The following is a 17,944-nucleotide window of genomic DNA, read 5'->3' on the forward strand; positions in this document are numbered from 1 at the left end:
GCAACAATTTCATTCCTACAATTAAAAGAGGACCAAAATCGAATTTTGGTCCAAAAGTTACTTCTTAAATTAAATTCTAGCTGCAATCATTTCCGCCGTTTCCTTACCATTTTTAATACATGCACCAATTCCAACTCCATAATAGGAGCATCCAGCAAGCAATACATTCGGAAGCATAGATTCTAATTTCTGATTCAATGACTTTATCGCTTCGCCATGCTCTAAATGATAATTTGGCATTTGTTCATTCCATTTAGTTACCTCTACTACTTTAGGTTTGCCGTTAAGCTTCAGGCTCTTATCAATATCTTGTAAAGCTACTTCCACCAACTCTTCCTCACTCATATGCTTCATACTCTCGAACGCTTGATTGGTGCTTTTGTAAAACATTCGAACGAGCAAGTTTCCACTCGAAGATGTATGCTTCCATTTCCGGCTCGTCCATGTGCATGCATTACATTTCACGTCACTATTTTCCGAAACAATAAAACCAGTACCATCAGCAGGTAACTGCTCATCGAGAATATCAAAACCAAGATAAATACTAATTAATGATGAATTCTTCAATTTATTAAAATCCACATCTAAGTCTTTATCTTGCAGTATGTTCTGCGTCACATTATGCGGAGTCGTTAGTACTACAAAATCAGCTTCAATAGTTTCTCCATTTGCCAATAAAACATCATAACCCGCTTCTGTTTTCATAACTTTCTCTGTATGTACTCCCTTTATAATAGTACATTCGCTCAATTCTTCCTCCAAGCGATTGATTAATGCAGAAAGACCCCCTTTAAAGGAGATGAATTTTTTATTTGCCGCTGCTTCGAACTTTTCTTTATGAGCTCCTAACCCTTTAATGATGCTGCCGTACTCGTTTTTATAGTCAATCAAATAAGGTAGTGTGGAAGCTATAGTGAGATCCTCTAGTTTCCCCGAATAAACTCCAGACAACACGGGTGCTATTTGTTTCTCCACTAACTCTTTCCCTAAAAAATGCTCAAGAAATGTACCAACCGAACTCTCTTTCGTAAAGCTTTCATTAGGAAAATCAAAATCTTTCAATGCCTCTTCTTTACCCTCATCCGACACTAACGTACTACTCTCCAAAGACTCCTCACTTGTTGGAATTCCGAATACCGTATCAGCTGGAATTGCATGAAGCTCATTATTCGTGTAAATATACGAAATACCAGTTTCATTATAAACAAGCTTGTCTTGTAATTTTAACTCCTCAACAAAAGGCATTACCCCTTCATTTCGGGCAACGATTGAATCAGCGCCTGTTTCCATGATAAAGCTATCATTTTTTACAGAATGAATTTTACCGCCTAAATATTCATTCGCTTCCACAAGAATCAAATCCACATTTAATGCTTTTTCTATTTTAAGTCTTTGTAAATAATGCAACGTAGAAAGTCCTGTAATTCCTCCACCAACCACAACTACTCTTTTCAAAATATTCACTCCTAGTTCGAAATTACTCGTACTCCTAGTATAATCTCTTTTCAAAACAACTGGTATGACTAACCTCACTATTCTTCCACTATTCCATTAAAAGTTTACCTTTTCGTCAAAATTAATATAAATAGTACTAACTACTAATATCAGGTGATAAAATAGTTTTGAATGGAGGTTTTATTATGTTAGAAACAGCAAAAGTAATGAATATTATTAGACATCGCTATCCTTTTCTTTTAGTTGATACAATATTGGAGGTGGAAGAAGGAAGAAAAGCAATAGGTATTAAAAATATCACTGCAAATGAAGAATTTTTCAATGGCCACTTTCCAAATTATCCAGTAATGCCAGGAGTGTTAATAGTAGAGGCTTTAGCACAAGTAAGTGCAATAGTCATGCTAACGAAAGAAGGAAATGAAGGAAGATTAGGGCTTTTAGCAGGCATTGATAATTGCCGCTTTAAAAAGCAAGTAAAAACTGGAGACCAGCTTAGATTGGAAGTAGAAATTACTCGATTAAAAGGTCCCATTGGCAAGGGAAAAGGAATTGCTACAGTCGATGGTGAATTAGTATGTGAAACAGAGTTAATCTTTGCATTCGGTAATTAAGTAGTTGTAAAAGGGGAAATTTATTTGAACGAATATTACGGAGAGCTTTGCACACAAATTTACGAGAGTGATAAGTCTTATGCTGACGGGAAAGAACTCGAATTTTATCTTTCATTTGTGAAGGATAAAAACATGAAAGTATTAGAACCAATGTGTGGTAATGGTAGAATGCTACTTCCTTTTCTGCAAAAAGGGATCGATATAGAAGGATTTGATATCTCAGAAGAAATGCTGAAAGTTTGTAAGGAAAAAGGTAGAAAGTTAAATCTGAATCCTCCAGTATCTCTTGGAAAAATAGAGGTATTTGAAAGTCCTAACAAATATGATTTAATCATCATTCCTTTTGGTTCGTTTTCCCTTCTGCCTGATTATTTAGTAGCCGATAGTCTTGCAAATATGAAATCTATTTTAAAAGAAGACGGCAGATTACTTTTAACGATCATGACAAAAAGTGGTGAAATAAAAGGAATACCTGAATGGAAGGAAACGAATCGCAAAAAATTTAACAATGGAGTTATAGTTGAATATAAGAAATCACATTATGATCAGGAAAATAAGTTATTAATTAATAAGTTGAAATACCAATTAGTAAAAGATGCACAGATAGAAAAAACAGAGCTAATGGATTTCCCAATTCGTCTTTACAAACCTGGGGAATTTGAAGATATTCTTATGTCGAACGGATTTAATCAAATTGTTCTTCACGAAGTAAAGGACGGCTATGGATTAGGAAGCCCTTTTCATGTATATGAGTGTGTTTAAAAAACACACTCTAGCTTTTATAAATATCGTTTGATGACAGCCAATCTAATAATTGATGATACGGATAATAGGTAGTACCGTTTAACTCTACTTTTGGTGCATCGGGATATTTTCTAAGTAATTCCTGTATTTCTTCCTTACTCAATCCAAGGTACACTGGTAAATCTTTTTCCCTAATGAGAGTGGGGTATCCAGAAGAACTTCCTTTCGGGTTGTTAAAGTTCTTTAATCCATCGCCTATAAAATAACCCATCGCCGCAAGGCCAATACCTAGCCAGAAAAAACTTATATCCATTCTTTATTACCTCCTTCAAAAATCTATAAATGTCATACGAAGGGATAAGAGTTAAGTTTCATTAATATATTAATATTAGTAGAGAATGAGAGGGGGAAGACAATTATTGGATGGTTAAAATTCGTGATAAAACAATTCCTAAGTGAGCCAATGTGGTTCAAGTTATTGATCTCTGTCACATTGCTAAGTACCATTATTTTTAGTAGTTCATTCTTTTCGTATAATGTTTATTATGAAAGCTTATCAAAGTTAGCTGCTGCTATCTTTTTTGGAGCTTACGGTTTTAAATTGAGAAGAAGTAAATTCAATTCTTTTATTCTATTCATTTTAGCAATTATATGTATATTTCTAGCGATATTCGCAATTTTGTAAAATCGAAAAGGATAGAGTATTTCTATCCTTCTCTTCATTAAACCTGTCTTAGCACTGCACGCAATGGACTGCCATCTGCCCCAACAATCTTAAGAGGTAAGGCAATCAATTCATAATCCCCTGGGATGACCTCTTGTAAAAATAAATTTTCTAAAATATGAACACCGTGTCGATAAAGTGCATGGTGCGCTGGTAATTCTTTATCGTCCAATGCATCTACTGAAGGACGGTCAACGCCAATTAAGAAAATTCCTTTCTCCTGCAAAAATGCGGCAATATCCTCTTTTAATACCGAAATCTTAGTTGGGAATTGCTCCACATTAACATGTTGGATGGTTTTTAAAAGTAAGCGTTCCGCCCCTTCTAGCTCAAATGATCGCAATTCATCTCGACCAATTGATTCCAATCCAGAGACATCAATTACTTTAGCTCGACCAATATAAATATTGATGTCTAACTGCTCAATCGTTGCTCCGTCATTGTCAAAGTGAAATGGTGCATCCGCATGTGTCCCGGTATGTACACTAGTTGTAAAACGACCAATATTAACTGAACCGGTCTGTTCTTTCGAATAAGCTAGTTCAAAATGAAAAGGTGTATCACCAGGCCAAGTACCAATTTTATTTGAAAACGACTGTGAGATGTCTATCCACCGTTTCTCCATTAACATCCCCCCTTATAAACTTGTTCTTAAATCCCAGAGCTCTGGGAAAAAACGATGATCCAACACTTTACGTAAATAATTTACTCCCGAAGATCCGCCCGTTCCAGTTTTAAAACCAATAATACGTTCGACAGTTTTCATATGGCGGAAACGCCATTGCTGGAGCCAATCCTCCACATCTACGAGTTTTTCTGCTAGTTGGTACAAATCCCAATACTGATCCACGTTTTGATAGACTTCTTTCCATGCCTCTGCGACTGTCTCGTCACCTCCATATGTAACGGAATAATCTCGATTCACAGTGGTCGGGTTCAATTTAAACCCTGCTTTGGCTAATGCTTGAATTGCTACATCATAAATGCTTGGTGCATGATATGCTTTTTCGAGCTCTTCGTATAATCGTGAATCCTTCTCATAAATCTTAAGAATAAACTTTGTTTTATAACCGAGGGCAAATTCAATTTGTCGGTATTGAAAGGATTGAAAGCCAGATGATTTGCCAAGTTTATCGCGAAACTCTAAATACTCTGCTGGAGTTAATGTTGAGAGTACATCCCAAGCTTGAATAATCTGTGTTTGGATTTTTGTCACACGGGCTAGCATTTTAAAAGCAGCTTGCATTTTGTCTTCTTGGATCGCTTGAATAGCACTAGTCAATTCATGCAAGATTAACTTCATCCAAAGCTCACTTACTTGATGAATAATGATAAATAACATTTCATCATGATGACCTGACAAGCGTTTTTGACTAGATAAAATATTATCAAGTTGCAAATAATCCCCATAGGTCATATCATCATGAAAATCCGTATGAATCCCTTTTTCATCTTTCAGCTTTTCATGCAGCTTCGAAATATCCTCCGACATATAAGCCCTCCTTTTTATGCAACCACATCTCGCTTGTTTTCGTATTTTTTATACGTTTCTTCTGTCATAATCTTTTTCAAAATCTGCACAGTATTCCACACATCTTCAAATGAGTTATACAATGCAACAGGTGCCAAACGGATGCCATTTGGCGAGCGAAAATCAGGAATAACTTGGTGTTCCTTCAATGCCTTGCAAATGCGAGCAGCCTCTTCATGAACAAGATAAATATGTCCTCCCCGCTCCTCATGGTCAACTGGATTGGCAATTTTAAAATGAAAATCCCTCAACTCTTCCTTTATTAAATACATCATGTAGTCTGTTAACTTTAATGATTTCTCACGAATAGCTTCAATGCCCACCTCCGCAAACATTTGTAACGAACCATATAATGGCGCAGCACTTAATATATTCGGCGTACCGATTTGATATGCACCTGCATCTGGTGCTGGTGACATTTCAGTTTCCAAGTCAAACTGCTTCTCTTTATGAGACCCGAACCAACCAGCGAGTCCAGGCTTTTGTCCAAAATGCTTCCGATTGACGAATAATCCACCAACTGCACCAGGACCTCCGTTAAGATGCTTATAATTACACCAAAATGCAAAATCTACGTTCCAATCATCCACATAGTGAGGGATGGACCCAATAGAATGACACAAATCAAATCCAATAATGATATTTCTTTCGTGCGCAGCTTTAGTAAGCGCTTTCAAATTTAATATTTGTCCACTCCGATACAGCACACTCGGTAACACGATTAGAGCTATATCGTCGGTCATCGATTCTATTATGTCTTCTTCTATTAGAGTATTCCCGTCACGGCTTTTTACGAACTTCATATGTTCTTCTGGGTTATATCCATGTAACAACAGCTGACTACTTATGGCGTACAAATCAGAAGGAAAGTTCAATTCATCCACCAATATTTTAGTCCGTTTTCCTTCGGGGCGATAAAAACTTGCAACTAACTGATGTAAATTCGTAGTAGTTGAACCTGTAATCATAACTTCTTCTTTCATCGCACCAACAAGCGGTGCACACATCTCACTTAACGTTTCCGAAAAGTAATACCAAGGATGCTCACCTTGTGTCCACCCATCAATCCCGTATTTCTTCCATGAATCAAGTATCGATAAAAGTGACAGCTCCGCTCTTTTAGACAATAACCCCAAAGAATTCCCATCCATATACATGATATCTGGCAGCAAATAAAATTCATCTCGATAGCGATTTAAAATATCCTGATTATCTAATTTCTTCGCATAATGCAATGCAATATCCATTCGATGAAGCACCTTCCCTTATCTAAATTTTCTTTCTATTTAAATAAATCATAGGCATTAAGATAAGTAGTGTCAATGAAACAAGACATAATCTTTCAACGCGGTCTAATATGTAAAAATTTATGTAGGTATAATTTTTTATCCGATATCCTTTGTACATAATGAATCCTTGCATCTTCTAATTCTTTACACTTTTCATTATAGAGAAAAGGTGTAAATTGTATGTTTCAGAAAAGGTTTTTGTGGAAAAATAAAGCTATAGGGAATGTAATACTAGTTTTAACACATACTTTATATATTGTTTCAACTAGTCCTGAAATTTAAGTCAAAGAGAGGAGTTCAAAATAATGAGTTTAACTCCTAAACAAAGGATTGAATTACATGGTTTTAACAACCTGACAAAAACCTTAAGTTTTAATATGTACGATATTTGCTACACAAGAACGAAAGAAGAACGAGAGGCTTATATTGACTATATCGATGAACAATATAATGCGGAACGTTTAACTAAAATATTAACCAAAGTGTCGGATATTATTGAGGCAAATATTTTAAATATTGCACAGCAAGATTATGAACCACAGGGAGCAAGTGTAACCATTTTGGTTTCGGAAGGACCTGTTGATGATTCTCCAGTCGATTCATTTAAAGAATCACCAGGCCCGCTACCTGAAACATTAGTTGGCCATCTAGATAAAAGTCATATAACCGTACATACTTATCCTGAATATCACCCGGATGAAGGGATTAGTACATTCCGTGCGGATATTGATATTTCCACCTGTGGAGAAATTTCTCCTTTGAAAGCGTTGAATTATTTGATTCATTCATTTGAGACAGATGTTATGGTAATGGATTATCGTGTACGAGGCTTTACTAGAGATGTAACGGGTCATAAGTTATTTATCGATCATGACATTAATTCCATTCAAAACTATATTCCGATTGGCTTACAAGAGTATTATCAAATGATCGATGTAAATGTATACCAGGAAAATATTTTTCATACAAAATGTAAACTCAAAAAGTTTGATTTAAACAACTACCTATTCGGTTATACAGAAGACGAGTTAACCGATGAAGAAAAAATATCCATTACGAAGAAGTTAAAAACAGAAATGGATGAGATTTTTTACGCTAAAAACATGGCAAGAGAAGAATAAATGTGTAGGACCAAATTTTTGGTCCTTTTTTATTTGCTTCAATTATTTATCATTGATTAAGAATGGAAATAAACCAAAAAAATAACTACCAGCTTTCCTGTATTACGTTTAATAGCACATTCGTTAATCCAGCTAATGAGATTACCGATGCTAAATGACTTGCTCTCTATTTCAACAGAAGTAAGAAGGTCTTGGATACTTTACTTTATACAGCGAGTAATTGTTTTTCTAGTTGTATAAGCAGGAAGTAATAATAAAAAATTTTTGCATCATATGTAAAATATAGTATACATATTGTAAAGTAAACAATACACTACGTATAAGAAGTTTTACTTTTTAAAATTTTCAGTAATAAGGAGGAGTGTTAATGTCCTATCAAGAAAAGAAAAATATCGTCTCTTTAATTAGCACTTTATTAATTTTTTCGCTCTATTCCATGTATGTGTTTCATATGTACCAAGAAGGAAAGTTTCATACAACAGATGTTTTCAGTTTTTGGGGTACCTTCATCGTCATTTTGATCGCAGTATCAATCGCAGTAAAAATCATCATTTATATAATTTTCAATATCATCTATCGAATAACTACGAATGAAAAAGAGCCTGCTTTTTCTGATGAACTAGACAAATTAATAAAACTGAAAGCGACAACAATCTCTCATTATGTGTTTGTAGGGGGCTTTTTTCTAGCAATGGGATCATTGGTCATGGATGTGTCACCGTATGTTATGTTCATAATACTTATCCTTTCAGGAGTTATCTCTGAAATAGTTGGACTGATCACGGAGATATATCTATATCGGAGAGGATTCTAAGATGGGAAAATGTTTAATTAATAATAACATTCGGAGCTTGCGTTTTAACCATGGTGAAATGACGCAACAACAACTAGCAGATAAAGTAGGCGTAACACGACAAACCATCTTTGCCATTGAAAAAGGGAATTACTCCCCTTCTTTGGAATTAGCTTTTCGTATTGCTTTTGTCTTCAACTTACCGTTGGAGGAAGTATTCTCTTTTGATTTAAAGAATAATAATCCGGAGGAATTGAATTGACTAATGGAATATTAGAAAAATCATTACTTTCTCATGCTAGATTAGCAGGATTTGGGTTACTTCAATTCTAGATGTTTTGGTAGCCTGGTCACTTTATGCTTTGTTAAAACAGGTAAATAAGAACTTTGCATTACTTGCTGCTTAGTTTAGGTTGATATTTTGTCTTTTATTTATAAGAAATAAAAACCTAAAAAAACCAGTACTCTCATAAAATTAAGAAAGGAGGAATAGTTATGAAGGCTATAATTTCTAACAAATATGGTTCACCTGACATTCTAAAATTAAAAGAGGTGGAAACGCCGATTCCGGACGATAATCAAGTTCTGGTAAAAGTTCATGCAGCATCCTTGAATTATGGAAACCTGGTTCTATTAAAAGGGGAACCGTTTCTTGCCCGCTTTGCGTTTGGTATTTTGAAACCAAAATACTCCATACCTGGAGGTGACATTGCAGGGCGGATAGAATCGGTTGGCAAAAATGTTAAGCAATTTAAACCAGGCGATGAAGTGTTTGGAGACCTATCCGGATGTGGTTGGGGAGCTTTCGCTGAGTATGTCGCAGTCCCTGAAGACGTATTAGTACTAAAACCGTCTAATCTTTCATTTGAGGAAGCTGCTGCAGTGCCTATGGCAGCGACCACCGCTCTTCAAAGTTTACGAAATAAAGGCAGTATTGAATCAGGACAAAAAGTTTTGATTAATGGTGCCTCTGGTGGTGTAGGGACTTTTGCTGTCCAGATTGCCAAATCATTTGGGGCTGAGGTAACTGGGGTATGCAGCACGAGAAATTTAAACATTGTAAAGTCAATTGGTGCAGACTATGTCATTGATTATACTAAGGAAGACTTCACCAAAAATACGCAACATTATGACCTAATTCTTGCTGTGAACGGGTATCAACCTATTTCAGCCTATAAACGTGCTCTTAGTCCGAATGGAAATTATGTTATGGTCGGAGGTTCCGGTGCCCAATTCACTCAAGCTATGGTTTTAGGACCTTTCTTTTCAATGACGGGAAGTAAAAAGATGGGTAGCTTTTTACAAAGAGCAAATCAAAAAGATTTGATTTTTATCAAAGATCTAATAGAGGCCGGTAAAGTTAAACCTGTAATTGAAAGAAGTTATAAGCTGAGTGAGGTTCCAGAGGCTTTCAGGTATTTTGAAGAAGGTCACAATCAAGGAAAAATAGTCATTACAATGTAATGAGGAGTCCAACCTCCTAGCAGCTGAAGCAAAATATTTACTGGCTGCAAGCTGCTTGAGGTTGAGATTCATAAACATAGTTTAAAAGATTATTTTTATTAATTATACTGCTGACTTGAAGAGGAATTACCTGTCGTTGCGGTGTCATACGCAATTAGCGTAACTCCAAGTTTTTCTTCCAGTTCATTCAGTTCCTGCAACTGCTCACGATCTAGTTCTGCAAATTTACTTTCGTTCATTTCACTATTCATCCTTTCTTTAAAAAATAGTTTATCCTGGATGAATTTGATTATACAAAAGTTATTTTTTCACCATCACTGAATGGTCTACTGTATCTATTTAAAAACAATACTGAAATTAAAAATGCTTATATTCTTTCAACATAGTCAATTATGTAAAAAATAGCACCCATAATAATAGTAATAAATCCAAAGATTCTTGCTCCACTTCCAGGATTTAATATAAAGGCAATTCCAAAAAAAATCATGGCAATTGCTATTCCTAAAAATCTTGTATGTATTCTACCATCTTTCTTGTTACTAAGTACTAAGGCACTCAATATACATAAAGCAATTCCATATAAATGCAATATAATATTGCCTATTTTTCCGAAAGAATTAATAGATAAACTCACGAAGAAAACACCAAATATAATTGTTATCACACCAATAAAAATTCTCATGCTACCTCCGATAAATTATTGTAGTGTTTAAAACAAAATAAAAGACCTGTCACAAAGACAGATCTCTCTTACTTTAAAACTTCCTCTCCAAGTCCTTTCGAGATAATAACCTCTTTCACCTTACTTAACAGTTCCTCCGCATCTTCCCCTTCAGCTGCAATAGTGACAATCGATCCTGTAGTAACGGACTGAGCCATCACCCCCATAATGGATTTTAAGTTTACCGATTTTCCATTATACGTAAGCTGTACCTCCGAATTAAAAGGTGTAACCGCTGAAACTAATAAAGTGGAAGGTCTAGCGTGTAAACCTTCAGGAGTAGTGATTTTAAATATTTTTTCCATTTATCAAGTCTCCTTTTCGAATACGATTTGACCTCTGCAAATTGTTAATTGAACATGTAAATCCTTGTTTAGAATTACTAAGTCTGCGTCTAAACCTTCCGCAATAGATCCTTTATTGGAAAGCTTTAATTGTTTCGCAGCATTTGTAGAAGACATGGAGACTAGCTCCATTAAAGAACAATTTGTGGCCTGTCGAAAATTACGAATTGCTTGATCCATCGTCAGCATACTGCCAGCTAATGCTCCGTTCGGAAGATGTGCTCCCTTCTCCGTTACACTTACCGTTTGTCCTCCTAAATCATAGCTTCCATTAGGCAAACCTTTTGCTCGCATAGCATCTGTGATTAGAATAATTCCGTAGCCTCCTTTTAATCGGTATGCCAACTTTACTGCATTCGGATGGCAATGAATAAAATCAACAATAAGCTCTGTTTTTATTTCATCCGTAATCAATACACTTCCTACCACTCCAGGTTCACGGTGGTGAAATGGGCGCATTTGATTATATAAATGAGTTGCTTGTTTTACACCTAGTTTTACCGCCTTTTCTACGTCTTCGGAAGATGCATCGGAATGTCCGATGGAAACAACGATACCCTGATTACTAATTGCCTCCACAAATTCAAAACCACCTGTTACTTCAGGAGCAATCGTAATTTGCTTGATACAGTTGTTACTTAGTTGCTGCCAATGATTAAACTGCTCAAGAGTGGGTTCTAAAATAAATTCCATCGGTTGTGCCCCAGCTCGTTTAGGAGAAATATATGGGCCTTCCACATGTATCCCGAGAACTTCAGCTTCATCTGCCCTACTTTCAAAACTTGCGATATTTGTCAGTGCAGTTTCTATCGCTTTAGTTGTTTGTGTCATCGTAGTAGGTAAAAAACTTGTGGTCCCTTCTTTTACTAACGAACGTGCCATCCCTCTTAGCGCTTCCTCTGTTGCGTCCATCGCATCAAAACCAGCGGACCCGTGAATATGCATATCTATAAAACCCGGAAATACAATCCACCCTTTAGAAGCTCCGTTTATATGAATATCTGCTTCGTTTGATAAACGTGTTCCTATTTTTTCAATCTTTCCATCACTAAGAAATAAGTCCGCAACTACTTCTTTATCATGATTTACGATTGTTACGTTGGAAATTAGTATAGTTTTTGGCATGATTCACTTCTCCTTAGTATTATTATGTATACCAATTATACTAAATGATTAGGAGAAAAAAGCTGTTTAATGAAGGAATAATCTCCTTTAAACAGCTTGAGTAAAGTTATCTATTCACGAATTTTATCTATCTCATCTGCTACAAATTGTACGCTTGTTCCGACGATTACTTGAATACTTGTTGGACCAACAACGTTGATACCATGAACACCAGTATCTTTTATTTTCTTTTGATCTACCAAAGCCATGTCTAATACTTCAACACGTAATCGAGTTGCACAGTAGTCAACAGAGGATACGTTTTCATCTCCACCCAAGCCATCGTATATAATAGATGCCAAGATGGAGAATTTACTACTAGATGAGCTATCAACGACTTCCTCTATTTCTTCGTCATCCTCTTCTCTACCTGGTGTTTTCAAGTCAAATTTCACAATTAAGAATCGGAACAAGAAATAGTAAATAACCGCAAAAACCAGTCCTTGAACAACTAACATTAAAGGTAAATTTGCAATTGGTATACGAAGACTCAAGAAAAAGTCAATAAATCCTGCACTAAATCCAAATCCGGCTGTCCACTGGAACGATGCTGCAATGAACAAGGACAGACCAGTTAACGCTGCATGCACTACATAAAGTGCTGGTGCCAAGAACATAAATGCAAATTCAATAGGTTCTGTAACACCTGTAAAAAAGGATGCAAAGCCCGCTGCAAGCATTAGGGAAGCCACTTGTTTTTTTCTTTTTGTCTTCGCCGTATGATACATCGCTAGGGCAGCCGCAGGTAAACCAAACATCATTATCGGGAAGAACCCAGCCTGGTACATCCCAGTTACACCTTTAACACCCGAACCATCCCAGAACTTCCCTATATCGTTAATACCAATCGTATCAAACCAAAATACTGCATTTAACGCATGATGCAAGCCAGTTGGTATTAAGAGACGATTAAAGAAGCCATATATACCTGCTCCAGTCGCTCCTAGGCTACTAATTGACTCACCAAACGAAACTAACCAGCCATATACTATTGGCCAAATAAAGAATAATGCTACAGAAACAACTAACATCGCTACCGCAGACACAATCGGAACAAGCCGCTTTCCACTAAAGAACGCTAAAAAATCAGGTAGTTTCACATGACTGAAGCGATTAAACATCGCGGCAGCTACAAGTCCAGAAATGATACCTATAAAGGCATTATCAATTTTCACAAAAGCCGAGTTTACATTAGCAGCATCTACACCTTGCAACAAAGCAACTGAATTAGTTGATAACATTGTCGTTACAACAAGAAAAGCAACTAAGCCACTTATTGCTGCAGAGCCGTCTCTTTCCTTCGCCATTCCAAATGCAACACCAACCGCAAATAGGATTGGAATATGATCAAGAATAGAAGCCCCTGCTTTAATTAGAAAAGCAGCTAATACATTTCCAGAACCCCAACCTGTAGGGTCAATCCAATAACCAATACCCATTAAAATTGCAGCTGCTGGCAATACAGCTACCGGTAGCATTAAAGAGCGTCCGAGCTTTTGAAGATATTTCATCATAATATGCCCATCCTCTTTTCATATTTTTAGGATAATAAAAGTATAAAAATAAAATGATTGCAGTCTACACATAATTATCATTTCTATCTTTAGCTTTGGCCCCTCCTTCTTTATTTAGGAAATGCAGTCATCAATAGTGTTTCACCGACAATACCTTCTTTTGAATCTTCGTATTGTATAACTCTTTCTGTACTATTAGTAATAACAATTGGAGTAACAATACTTTTGCCGTGTTCGCGTAGATAATCCCAATCAACTTCAACTAGTGGTTGCCCGACAGAAACAGATTCACCCTTTGTAACTAATACCGTAAAACCACTTCCTCTGAGTGAAACCGTCTCCAAACCAATATGAATCAATATCTCCGTTCCATTCTTTGAACGAAGACCGATTGCATGTTTGGTATCGGATAGAAGAACTACAGTACCTTCTATTGGAGAGTGAACCTTACCTCCAAATGGTATGATTGCAACCCCATTCCCCATCATTTTTTGATTAAAGACAGGATCTGGAACTTCTTCGATAGGAATTATTTTTCCATTTAGTGGTGCATAAATTAGTAGTTTTGATTTAAAAAATTTGGACAGCATTTGCATTGGCTCCTTTGTAATGAAGACTCAAAAAAATCGTATTCCTAATATATATTGTCTGGACTTGCTAAGCAGAACATAAAAAAGCATGGGGTAAATAGAAAAGAAAAAAATTCTTATCAATTTACCACCATACCTAAATATAGATTAAATCTTTTTTCATTCTGTTAAACGAATACGTAAATAATATGATACTAGTGAGAATAACCCTGTAACCTAGTTATAAAAAGTAGACTGGATAGAGTCAGTAAATTGAATAGTAAACCAAGTAGCTCTTAAAAATTATTAGTTCTTTTATTTAACGTCAGATTATTACTTTGTAAAATTGAATTTATATTACTTTTGATATTTAAATTTCCATTAATTCCCGTGACAAAAGCAGAAATAACTATCGTACAATTAGGTGAAACGAGATAGGAGGATATGAGTGGATAGTTTATTTTTAGTAATATCGATAGTTAGTCTTTTTGCAATTTTTATATTCGGAATAATTTCGTTAGTTTCGTTTATTAAGAAAAACGGGACAAAAGGTAAAAAAATGCTTATATTTAGTGGTATTTCTGTATTAGTTATGATTATTTCATTTTTTGCTTTTGGATTAACTACCGATACCACGACAACAGCCGAAACGGAAATTGCGGAAGAGGTAGAACCAGTTAAGGAAGAAACTGCAAAAGAGAAAGCAACACGTGAAGCAAAAGAAGCTGCAGAAAAAGCGGCTGCAGAAGAAAAAGCAAAACAAGAAGCTGAGGCACAGGCTAAAGACGAAGCTGAGCAGCTAGCAAAAGAAGAAGCAGAAGAAATAGCAAGACAAGAACAACTTGCAAAAGAAGCTGCAGAAAAGAAAGCAAATGCCCAAACAATCGAGTATGCTCAATTGAAAAAGAACCCAGACCGTTATAGCGATGAATACGTGAAATACACTGGTGAAATTGTACAAATATTAGAAGGCGACGGTATGACCAATATTCGATTGTCTGTAACAAAAGAATCATATGGTTATAGTTTTAATGATATTGTATTTGTCGAATATGAAGGCTATACAGATTTCGTTGATAATGATATTGTCACGATCTATGGAACAGTATATGGAGAATATACATATGAATCACAAGCAGGGTATAATATCTCTCTTCCTGGTATTATAGCTGATGAAGTACTACCTGCTGAATAAACCAATTTAATACAACAAAAGAAACCCTCCACCGTATATAGACGGTAGAGGGTTTCTAAATGTTTAATTACAAATTAGTAACGTATTTCATTTCTTTTTTCAGCTATTTCATGAGCTAGAAGAATGGTTGAAACAGCCAACTCTGCGTAAGTCACTTCTTGAGCAGGATTAAATTGATTTTTTTCAACTTTAAATAATCCCATAGTGTTTGCTAAAGCTACATATCCTATATACTCTTTTTGGACTTTCCCTGCATCTGCAAAATCTAATTTGTAGATATTACTATGTTTAGCAGCATGCTCAAGACCTAGTATTCTTATATACCAAGTTGATAGTTCTTCTCTTTTAATAGGAGAATCCACATCAAAGGTTTTACTATTTGGTTTAATTACACCCATACTAACTGCACGTTCAACTGCCGAATATAATGGATGTTTAGGATCAATATTTTCAAAAGTTTGTTTCATATTTTCGGTATTTTGGTTGTACATACCATCATAAAAATAAGTGATGGAATTTAATAATACTTTTAGAGCTTCCCCTTTTGAAATTGAAGCATCCCCGTTAAAGCTTTTAGCGTCCTTAACCTCTAGGACTTTTGCGCTAATGAGGTAATTTAACTCCTCTTCAGCCCACGGATGGGAAATAACAACAGGACTTCCCCCAATTTCTATGCTCTTCCATTCACCTGTATTAGCATCTAAATAGCTAAACATATCTTCATTAAATACCGGAACATATACGATGTCATAGTGATTTTTCTCTTTATCGTTTTCTTGTTTAACATAATTTAATTTTAAGCTTAGAGCGTTATTTAATTTAGTTAAAGCATCTTTTTCAGAGATGACTTTATCGACAGCTGGCCATTTTTCTATTTCTGAATAATTGATATATAAATTATTTAAAGAACCATCACCTGCAACACCAACTTGAATTTGATCTCCAATTACAAGAAGGCCATTTACAACTCTTGGGAATGAGAAATTATATGATTCAGACATTTCATCATAATAAGCTTCTTCTATTGGCATTGCATAATTATGGAGATAAGAAGGTATCATATCTTTTACATATTTAACTGCTTGAGCGAGAGCATCCTTTTGAGTGAGCTTGTTCTCAGCAGGCTTTTCTCCAAATTGTCTTGAGATGTCTCGATCAATATTGTAGTACTGAATGATTTCGCCAGTATCTTTATTAATTATTAAACCAGCTCCGTGACCGCCATTCCGATATTCGTACATATAGTCAACACTAATAACTGACTGACCATTACCATTATAATTTTCAACTTCATTTATCGATTGTATCGTTACTTTTATGTCGGCTGATTTAGATTTAATAAATTTTTCTGCAATTTTTTTAGCTTCTTCTAGAGTGACCCCATTATGTTTAGGTGGAAGCGGAGTGGATGAAATCTTTTCAACTTTAGTTTTAGACGGAACTTCTTCTGAGAAATCGTTAGCTGTCATCCATTTACCTGTTAACGCATGAACTCCTCGCACTTTAGTTGATGGTTGATATACAAGCTTCACACTTCTATCACCATTTCTATAATCATAATCAATTTGATATTGCAGATTAATAGATAAATTTTCTTTATATTTTTTTAGCAGCTCTTCTTTATCAATAATTTGTTTCGTATCATCAAATGTAGCAGCTTTTTGAGTATTTGATTTATAAAAGTTAGTCACTTCTCCATTACCAAGAACAGTCACATCTATCCTTTGATCAGAAATAGATACTGAATTTTTGGTGCGAGTAAAACTAAAATTATAGCGAATAGGCTCTGTTAATATTTGCTGAGGATAATAGTTATAAGGGTTTGCTTCTAATTGATACTCTCCATCACCAACAAACTTTTTCAAATATTCGTCTGCAATCTTTCTTGCTTCCTCTTTGGATACTTTAGCAGGAAACAGTGCCTCTTTTTCATTGGTTGGTTGGAAGTAAAAGTTCTCTAATTCTAAATTTTCTCCCACAAATCCAACGCTTCCATACGTATATTTTCCATCAATCTCTTTGTTAAAAGACAAATTATAACGTACTTCCTTATCTGTCGAATAATAATATCCACTACCCATGTGAAAATCATTATTGGATAAAAAATCATATTTATTAGGGAATAGTTCTTTAAATCTTTTGATTAAATCGTTTTTAGTAAAAACTTTTTCTGTTTCTGCTACTTGAATTTGAATTTGGGGTTGCTCATTTGCAAAAGTAGAAGCGCCCGCAACTGAGGTAAACATTCCTAAAGTTAAAGCTGAAGAAGTTAACACAATACCAAATTTCTTTAAATTAACCAAAATAATCCTCCTAAAATTGTAATAGTTAAAGTGTACACTAAATTCTGTAAATTGTGAACAATATTTTTCCATTTGGTAATTGTAAACAATTCTATAGAGTCTATGTTTAATTTAGGAGGAAAATACCTTTTTTCTTTATTTAATAAACTTCTAATTCATTTGTTGATTTTAGTATGATTTGTTTGGAGGATCACAAATATATTCAACTATTTACTTAATTGTAAAACTACTACTTAATAACCACATTCCTCATTCTTTGAAAAATACCTTCAAAAAATCGAGTAGAGGGAGAATAAGTTAACTTATTTTCGCCCCTCTCACAACACCGTACGTACGGTTCTCGTATACGGCGTTTCAATTTATATTACAGTGTGTACTTCTAAGTAACGTTCTAAAGCAGAG

General features: G+C 35.2%; 19 protein-coding genes. 7 read left to right on the plus strand and 12 right to left on the minus strand.

The genetic code is table 11. From position 1 onward, the window contains the following. Positions 1–69: 69 nt before the first annotated feature. Complete coding sequence (locus WAX74_RS17810; RefSeq protein ID WP_336499017.1) at positions 70–1,455, minus strand: protoporphyrinogen oxidase; 1,386 nt, start codon at positions 1,453–1,455, stop codon at positions 70–72. Positions 1,456–1,640: 185 nt separating this feature from the next. Here WAX74_RS17810 and fabZ point away from each other — a divergent pair, with 185 nt between their 5' ends. Continuing rightward, the gene (gene fabZ / locus WAX74_RS17815) at positions 1,641–2,066 is read left to right on the plus strand and encodes a 3-hydroxyacyl-ACP dehydratase FabZ (protein WP_336499018.1); all 426 of its coding nucleotides are present in this window, start codon (positions 1,641–1,643) and stop codon (positions 2,064–2,066) included. 24 nt (positions 2,067–2,090) lie between these two features. Then, entirely contained in the window at positions 2,091–2,828 is a 738-nt protein-coding gene (locus WAX74_RS17820) for a class I SAM-dependent methyltransferase (RefSeq protein WP_336499019.1), read from the plus strand. A gap of 10 nt (positions 2,829–2,838) precedes the next feature. On the opposite strand, the gene WAX74_RS17825 is transcribed toward WAX74_RS17820, so the two are convergent. The 4 genes from WAX74_RS17825 to kynU all read right to left on the minus strand — a co-directional run bounded on the left by WAX74_RS17825 (position 2,839) and on the right by kynU (position 6,312). Next, on the minus strand, positions 2,839–3,123 hold the full coding sequence (locus WAX74_RS17825; protein ID WP_336499020.1) for a DNA-binding protein: 285 nt from the start codon (positions 3,121–3,123) through the stop codon (positions 2,839–2,841). 409 nt (positions 3,124–3,532) lie between these two features. Continuing rightward, positions 3,533–4,159 carry an arylformamidase gene (kynB, locus tag WAX74_RS17830; RefSeq protein ID WP_336499021.1) on the minus strand — a complete coding sequence of 209 codons (627 nt, stop codon included), beginning with the start codon at positions 4,157–4,159 and terminating at the stop codon, positions 3,533–3,535. 12 nt (positions 4,160–4,171) lie between these two features. Then, positions 4,172–5,026 (minus strand): tryptophan 2,3-dioxygenase, encoded by an 855-nt coding sequence (gene kynA, locus WAX74_RS17835; RefSeq protein ID WP_336499022.1) that lies wholly within the window; start codon positions 5,024–5,026, stop codon positions 4,172–4,174. Positions 5,027–5,040: 14 nt separating this feature from the next. Next, on the minus strand, positions 5,041–6,312 hold the full coding sequence (kynU, locus tag WAX74_RS17840; protein WP_336499023.1) for a kynureninase: 1,272 nt from the start codon (positions 6,310–6,312) through the stop codon (positions 5,041–5,043). Positions 6,313–6,659: 347 nt separating this feature from the next. On the opposite strand from kynU, the gene speD reads away from it, so the two are divergent. The 4 genes from speD to WAX74_RS17860 all read left to right on the plus strand — a co-directional run bounded on the left by speD (position 6,660) and on the right by WAX74_RS17860 (position 9,732). Next, complete coding sequence (speD, locus tag WAX74_RS17845; protein WP_336499024.1) at positions 6,660–7,475, plus strand: adenosylmethionine decarboxylase; 816 nt, start codon at positions 6,660–6,662, stop codon at positions 7,473–7,475. A 367-nt stretch (positions 7,476–7,842) separates the two neighbouring features. Continuing rightward, positions 7,843–8,289 (plus strand): hypothetical protein, encoded by a 447-nt coding sequence (locus WAX74_RS17850; RefSeq protein ID WP_336499025.1) that lies wholly within the window; start codon positions 7,843–7,845, stop codon positions 8,287–8,289. Position 8,290: 1 nt separating this feature from the next. After that, on the plus strand, positions 8,291–8,530 hold the full coding sequence (locus tag WAX74_RS17855) for a helix-turn-helix transcriptional regulator (RefSeq protein ID WP_336499026.1): 240 nt from the start codon (positions 8,291–8,293) through the stop codon (positions 8,528–8,530). 233 nt (positions 8,531–8,763) lie between these two features. Continuing rightward, on the plus strand, positions 8,764–9,732 hold the full coding sequence (locus WAX74_RS17860; RefSeq protein ID WP_336499027.1) for an NAD(P)-dependent alcohol dehydrogenase: 969 nt from the start codon (positions 8,764–8,766) through the stop codon (positions 9,730–9,732). A gap of 98 nt (positions 9,733–9,830) precedes the next feature. Here WAX74_RS17860 and WAX74_RS17865 read toward each other — a convergent pair whose 3' ends face one another. From WAX74_RS17865 to WAX74_RS17890, 6 genes are all read right to left on the minus strand, one after another. Further along, positions 9,831–9,971 carry a hypothetical protein gene (locus WAX74_RS17865; RefSeq protein WP_336499028.1) on the minus strand — a complete coding sequence of 47 codons (141 nt, stop codon included), beginning with the start codon at positions 9,969–9,971 and terminating at the stop codon, positions 9,831–9,833. Positions 9,972–10,099: 128 nt separating this feature from the next. Continuing rightward, a complete protein-coding gene (locus WAX74_RS17870) occupies positions 10,100–10,414 on the minus strand; it encodes a hypothetical protein (RefSeq protein ID WP_336499029.1) in 315 nt (104 codons plus the stop codon). A gap of 68 nt (positions 10,415–10,482) precedes the next feature. Next, a complete protein-coding gene (locus WAX74_RS17875) occupies positions 10,483–10,758 on the minus strand; it encodes an HPr family phosphocarrier protein (protein WP_336499030.1) in 276 nt (91 codons plus the stop codon). A gap of 3 nt (positions 10,759–10,761) precedes the next feature. Further along, positions 10,762–11,922 carry an N-acetylglucosamine-6-phosphate deacetylase gene (gene nagA / locus WAX74_RS17880; protein ID WP_336499031.1) on the minus strand — a complete coding sequence of 387 codons (1,161 nt, stop codon included), beginning with the start codon at positions 11,920–11,922 and terminating at the stop codon, positions 10,762–10,764. Between the two features lie 110 nt (positions 11,923–12,032). Then, a complete protein-coding gene (gene nagE / locus WAX74_RS17885; RefSeq protein ID WP_336499032.1) occupies positions 12,033–13,475 on the minus strand; it encodes an N-acetylglucosamine-specific PTS transporter subunit IIBC in 1,443 nt (480 codons plus the stop codon). A 110-nt stretch (positions 13,476–13,585) separates the two neighbouring features. Further along, complete coding sequence (locus WAX74_RS17890) at positions 13,586–14,065, minus strand: PTS sugar transporter subunit IIA (protein ID WP_336499033.1); 480 nt, start codon at positions 14,063–14,065, stop codon at positions 13,586–13,588. Between the two features lie 427 nt (positions 14,066–14,492). Between WAX74_RS17890 and WAX74_RS17895 the strand changes: the two genes are divergently transcribed. Further along, on the plus strand, positions 14,493–15,239 hold the full coding sequence (locus tag WAX74_RS17895; protein ID WP_336499034.1) for a hypothetical protein: 747 nt from the start codon (positions 14,493–14,495) through the stop codon (positions 15,237–15,239). A gap of 74 nt (positions 15,240–15,313) precedes the next feature. On the opposite strand, the gene WAX74_RS17900 is transcribed toward WAX74_RS17895, so the two are convergent. Next, entirely contained in the window at positions 15,314–17,614 is a 2,301-nt protein-coding gene (locus tag WAX74_RS17900) for an S-layer homology domain-containing protein (RefSeq protein ID WP_336499035.1), read from the minus strand. Between the last annotated feature and the right edge of the window lie 330 nt (positions 17,615–17,944).

Source organism: Psychrobacillus mangrovi, from assembly GCF_037104765.1.
In the GTDB taxonomy this organism is placed as follows: Bacteria; Bacillota; Bacilli; order Bacillales_A; family Planococcaceae; genus Psychrobacillus; species Psychrobacillus mangrovi.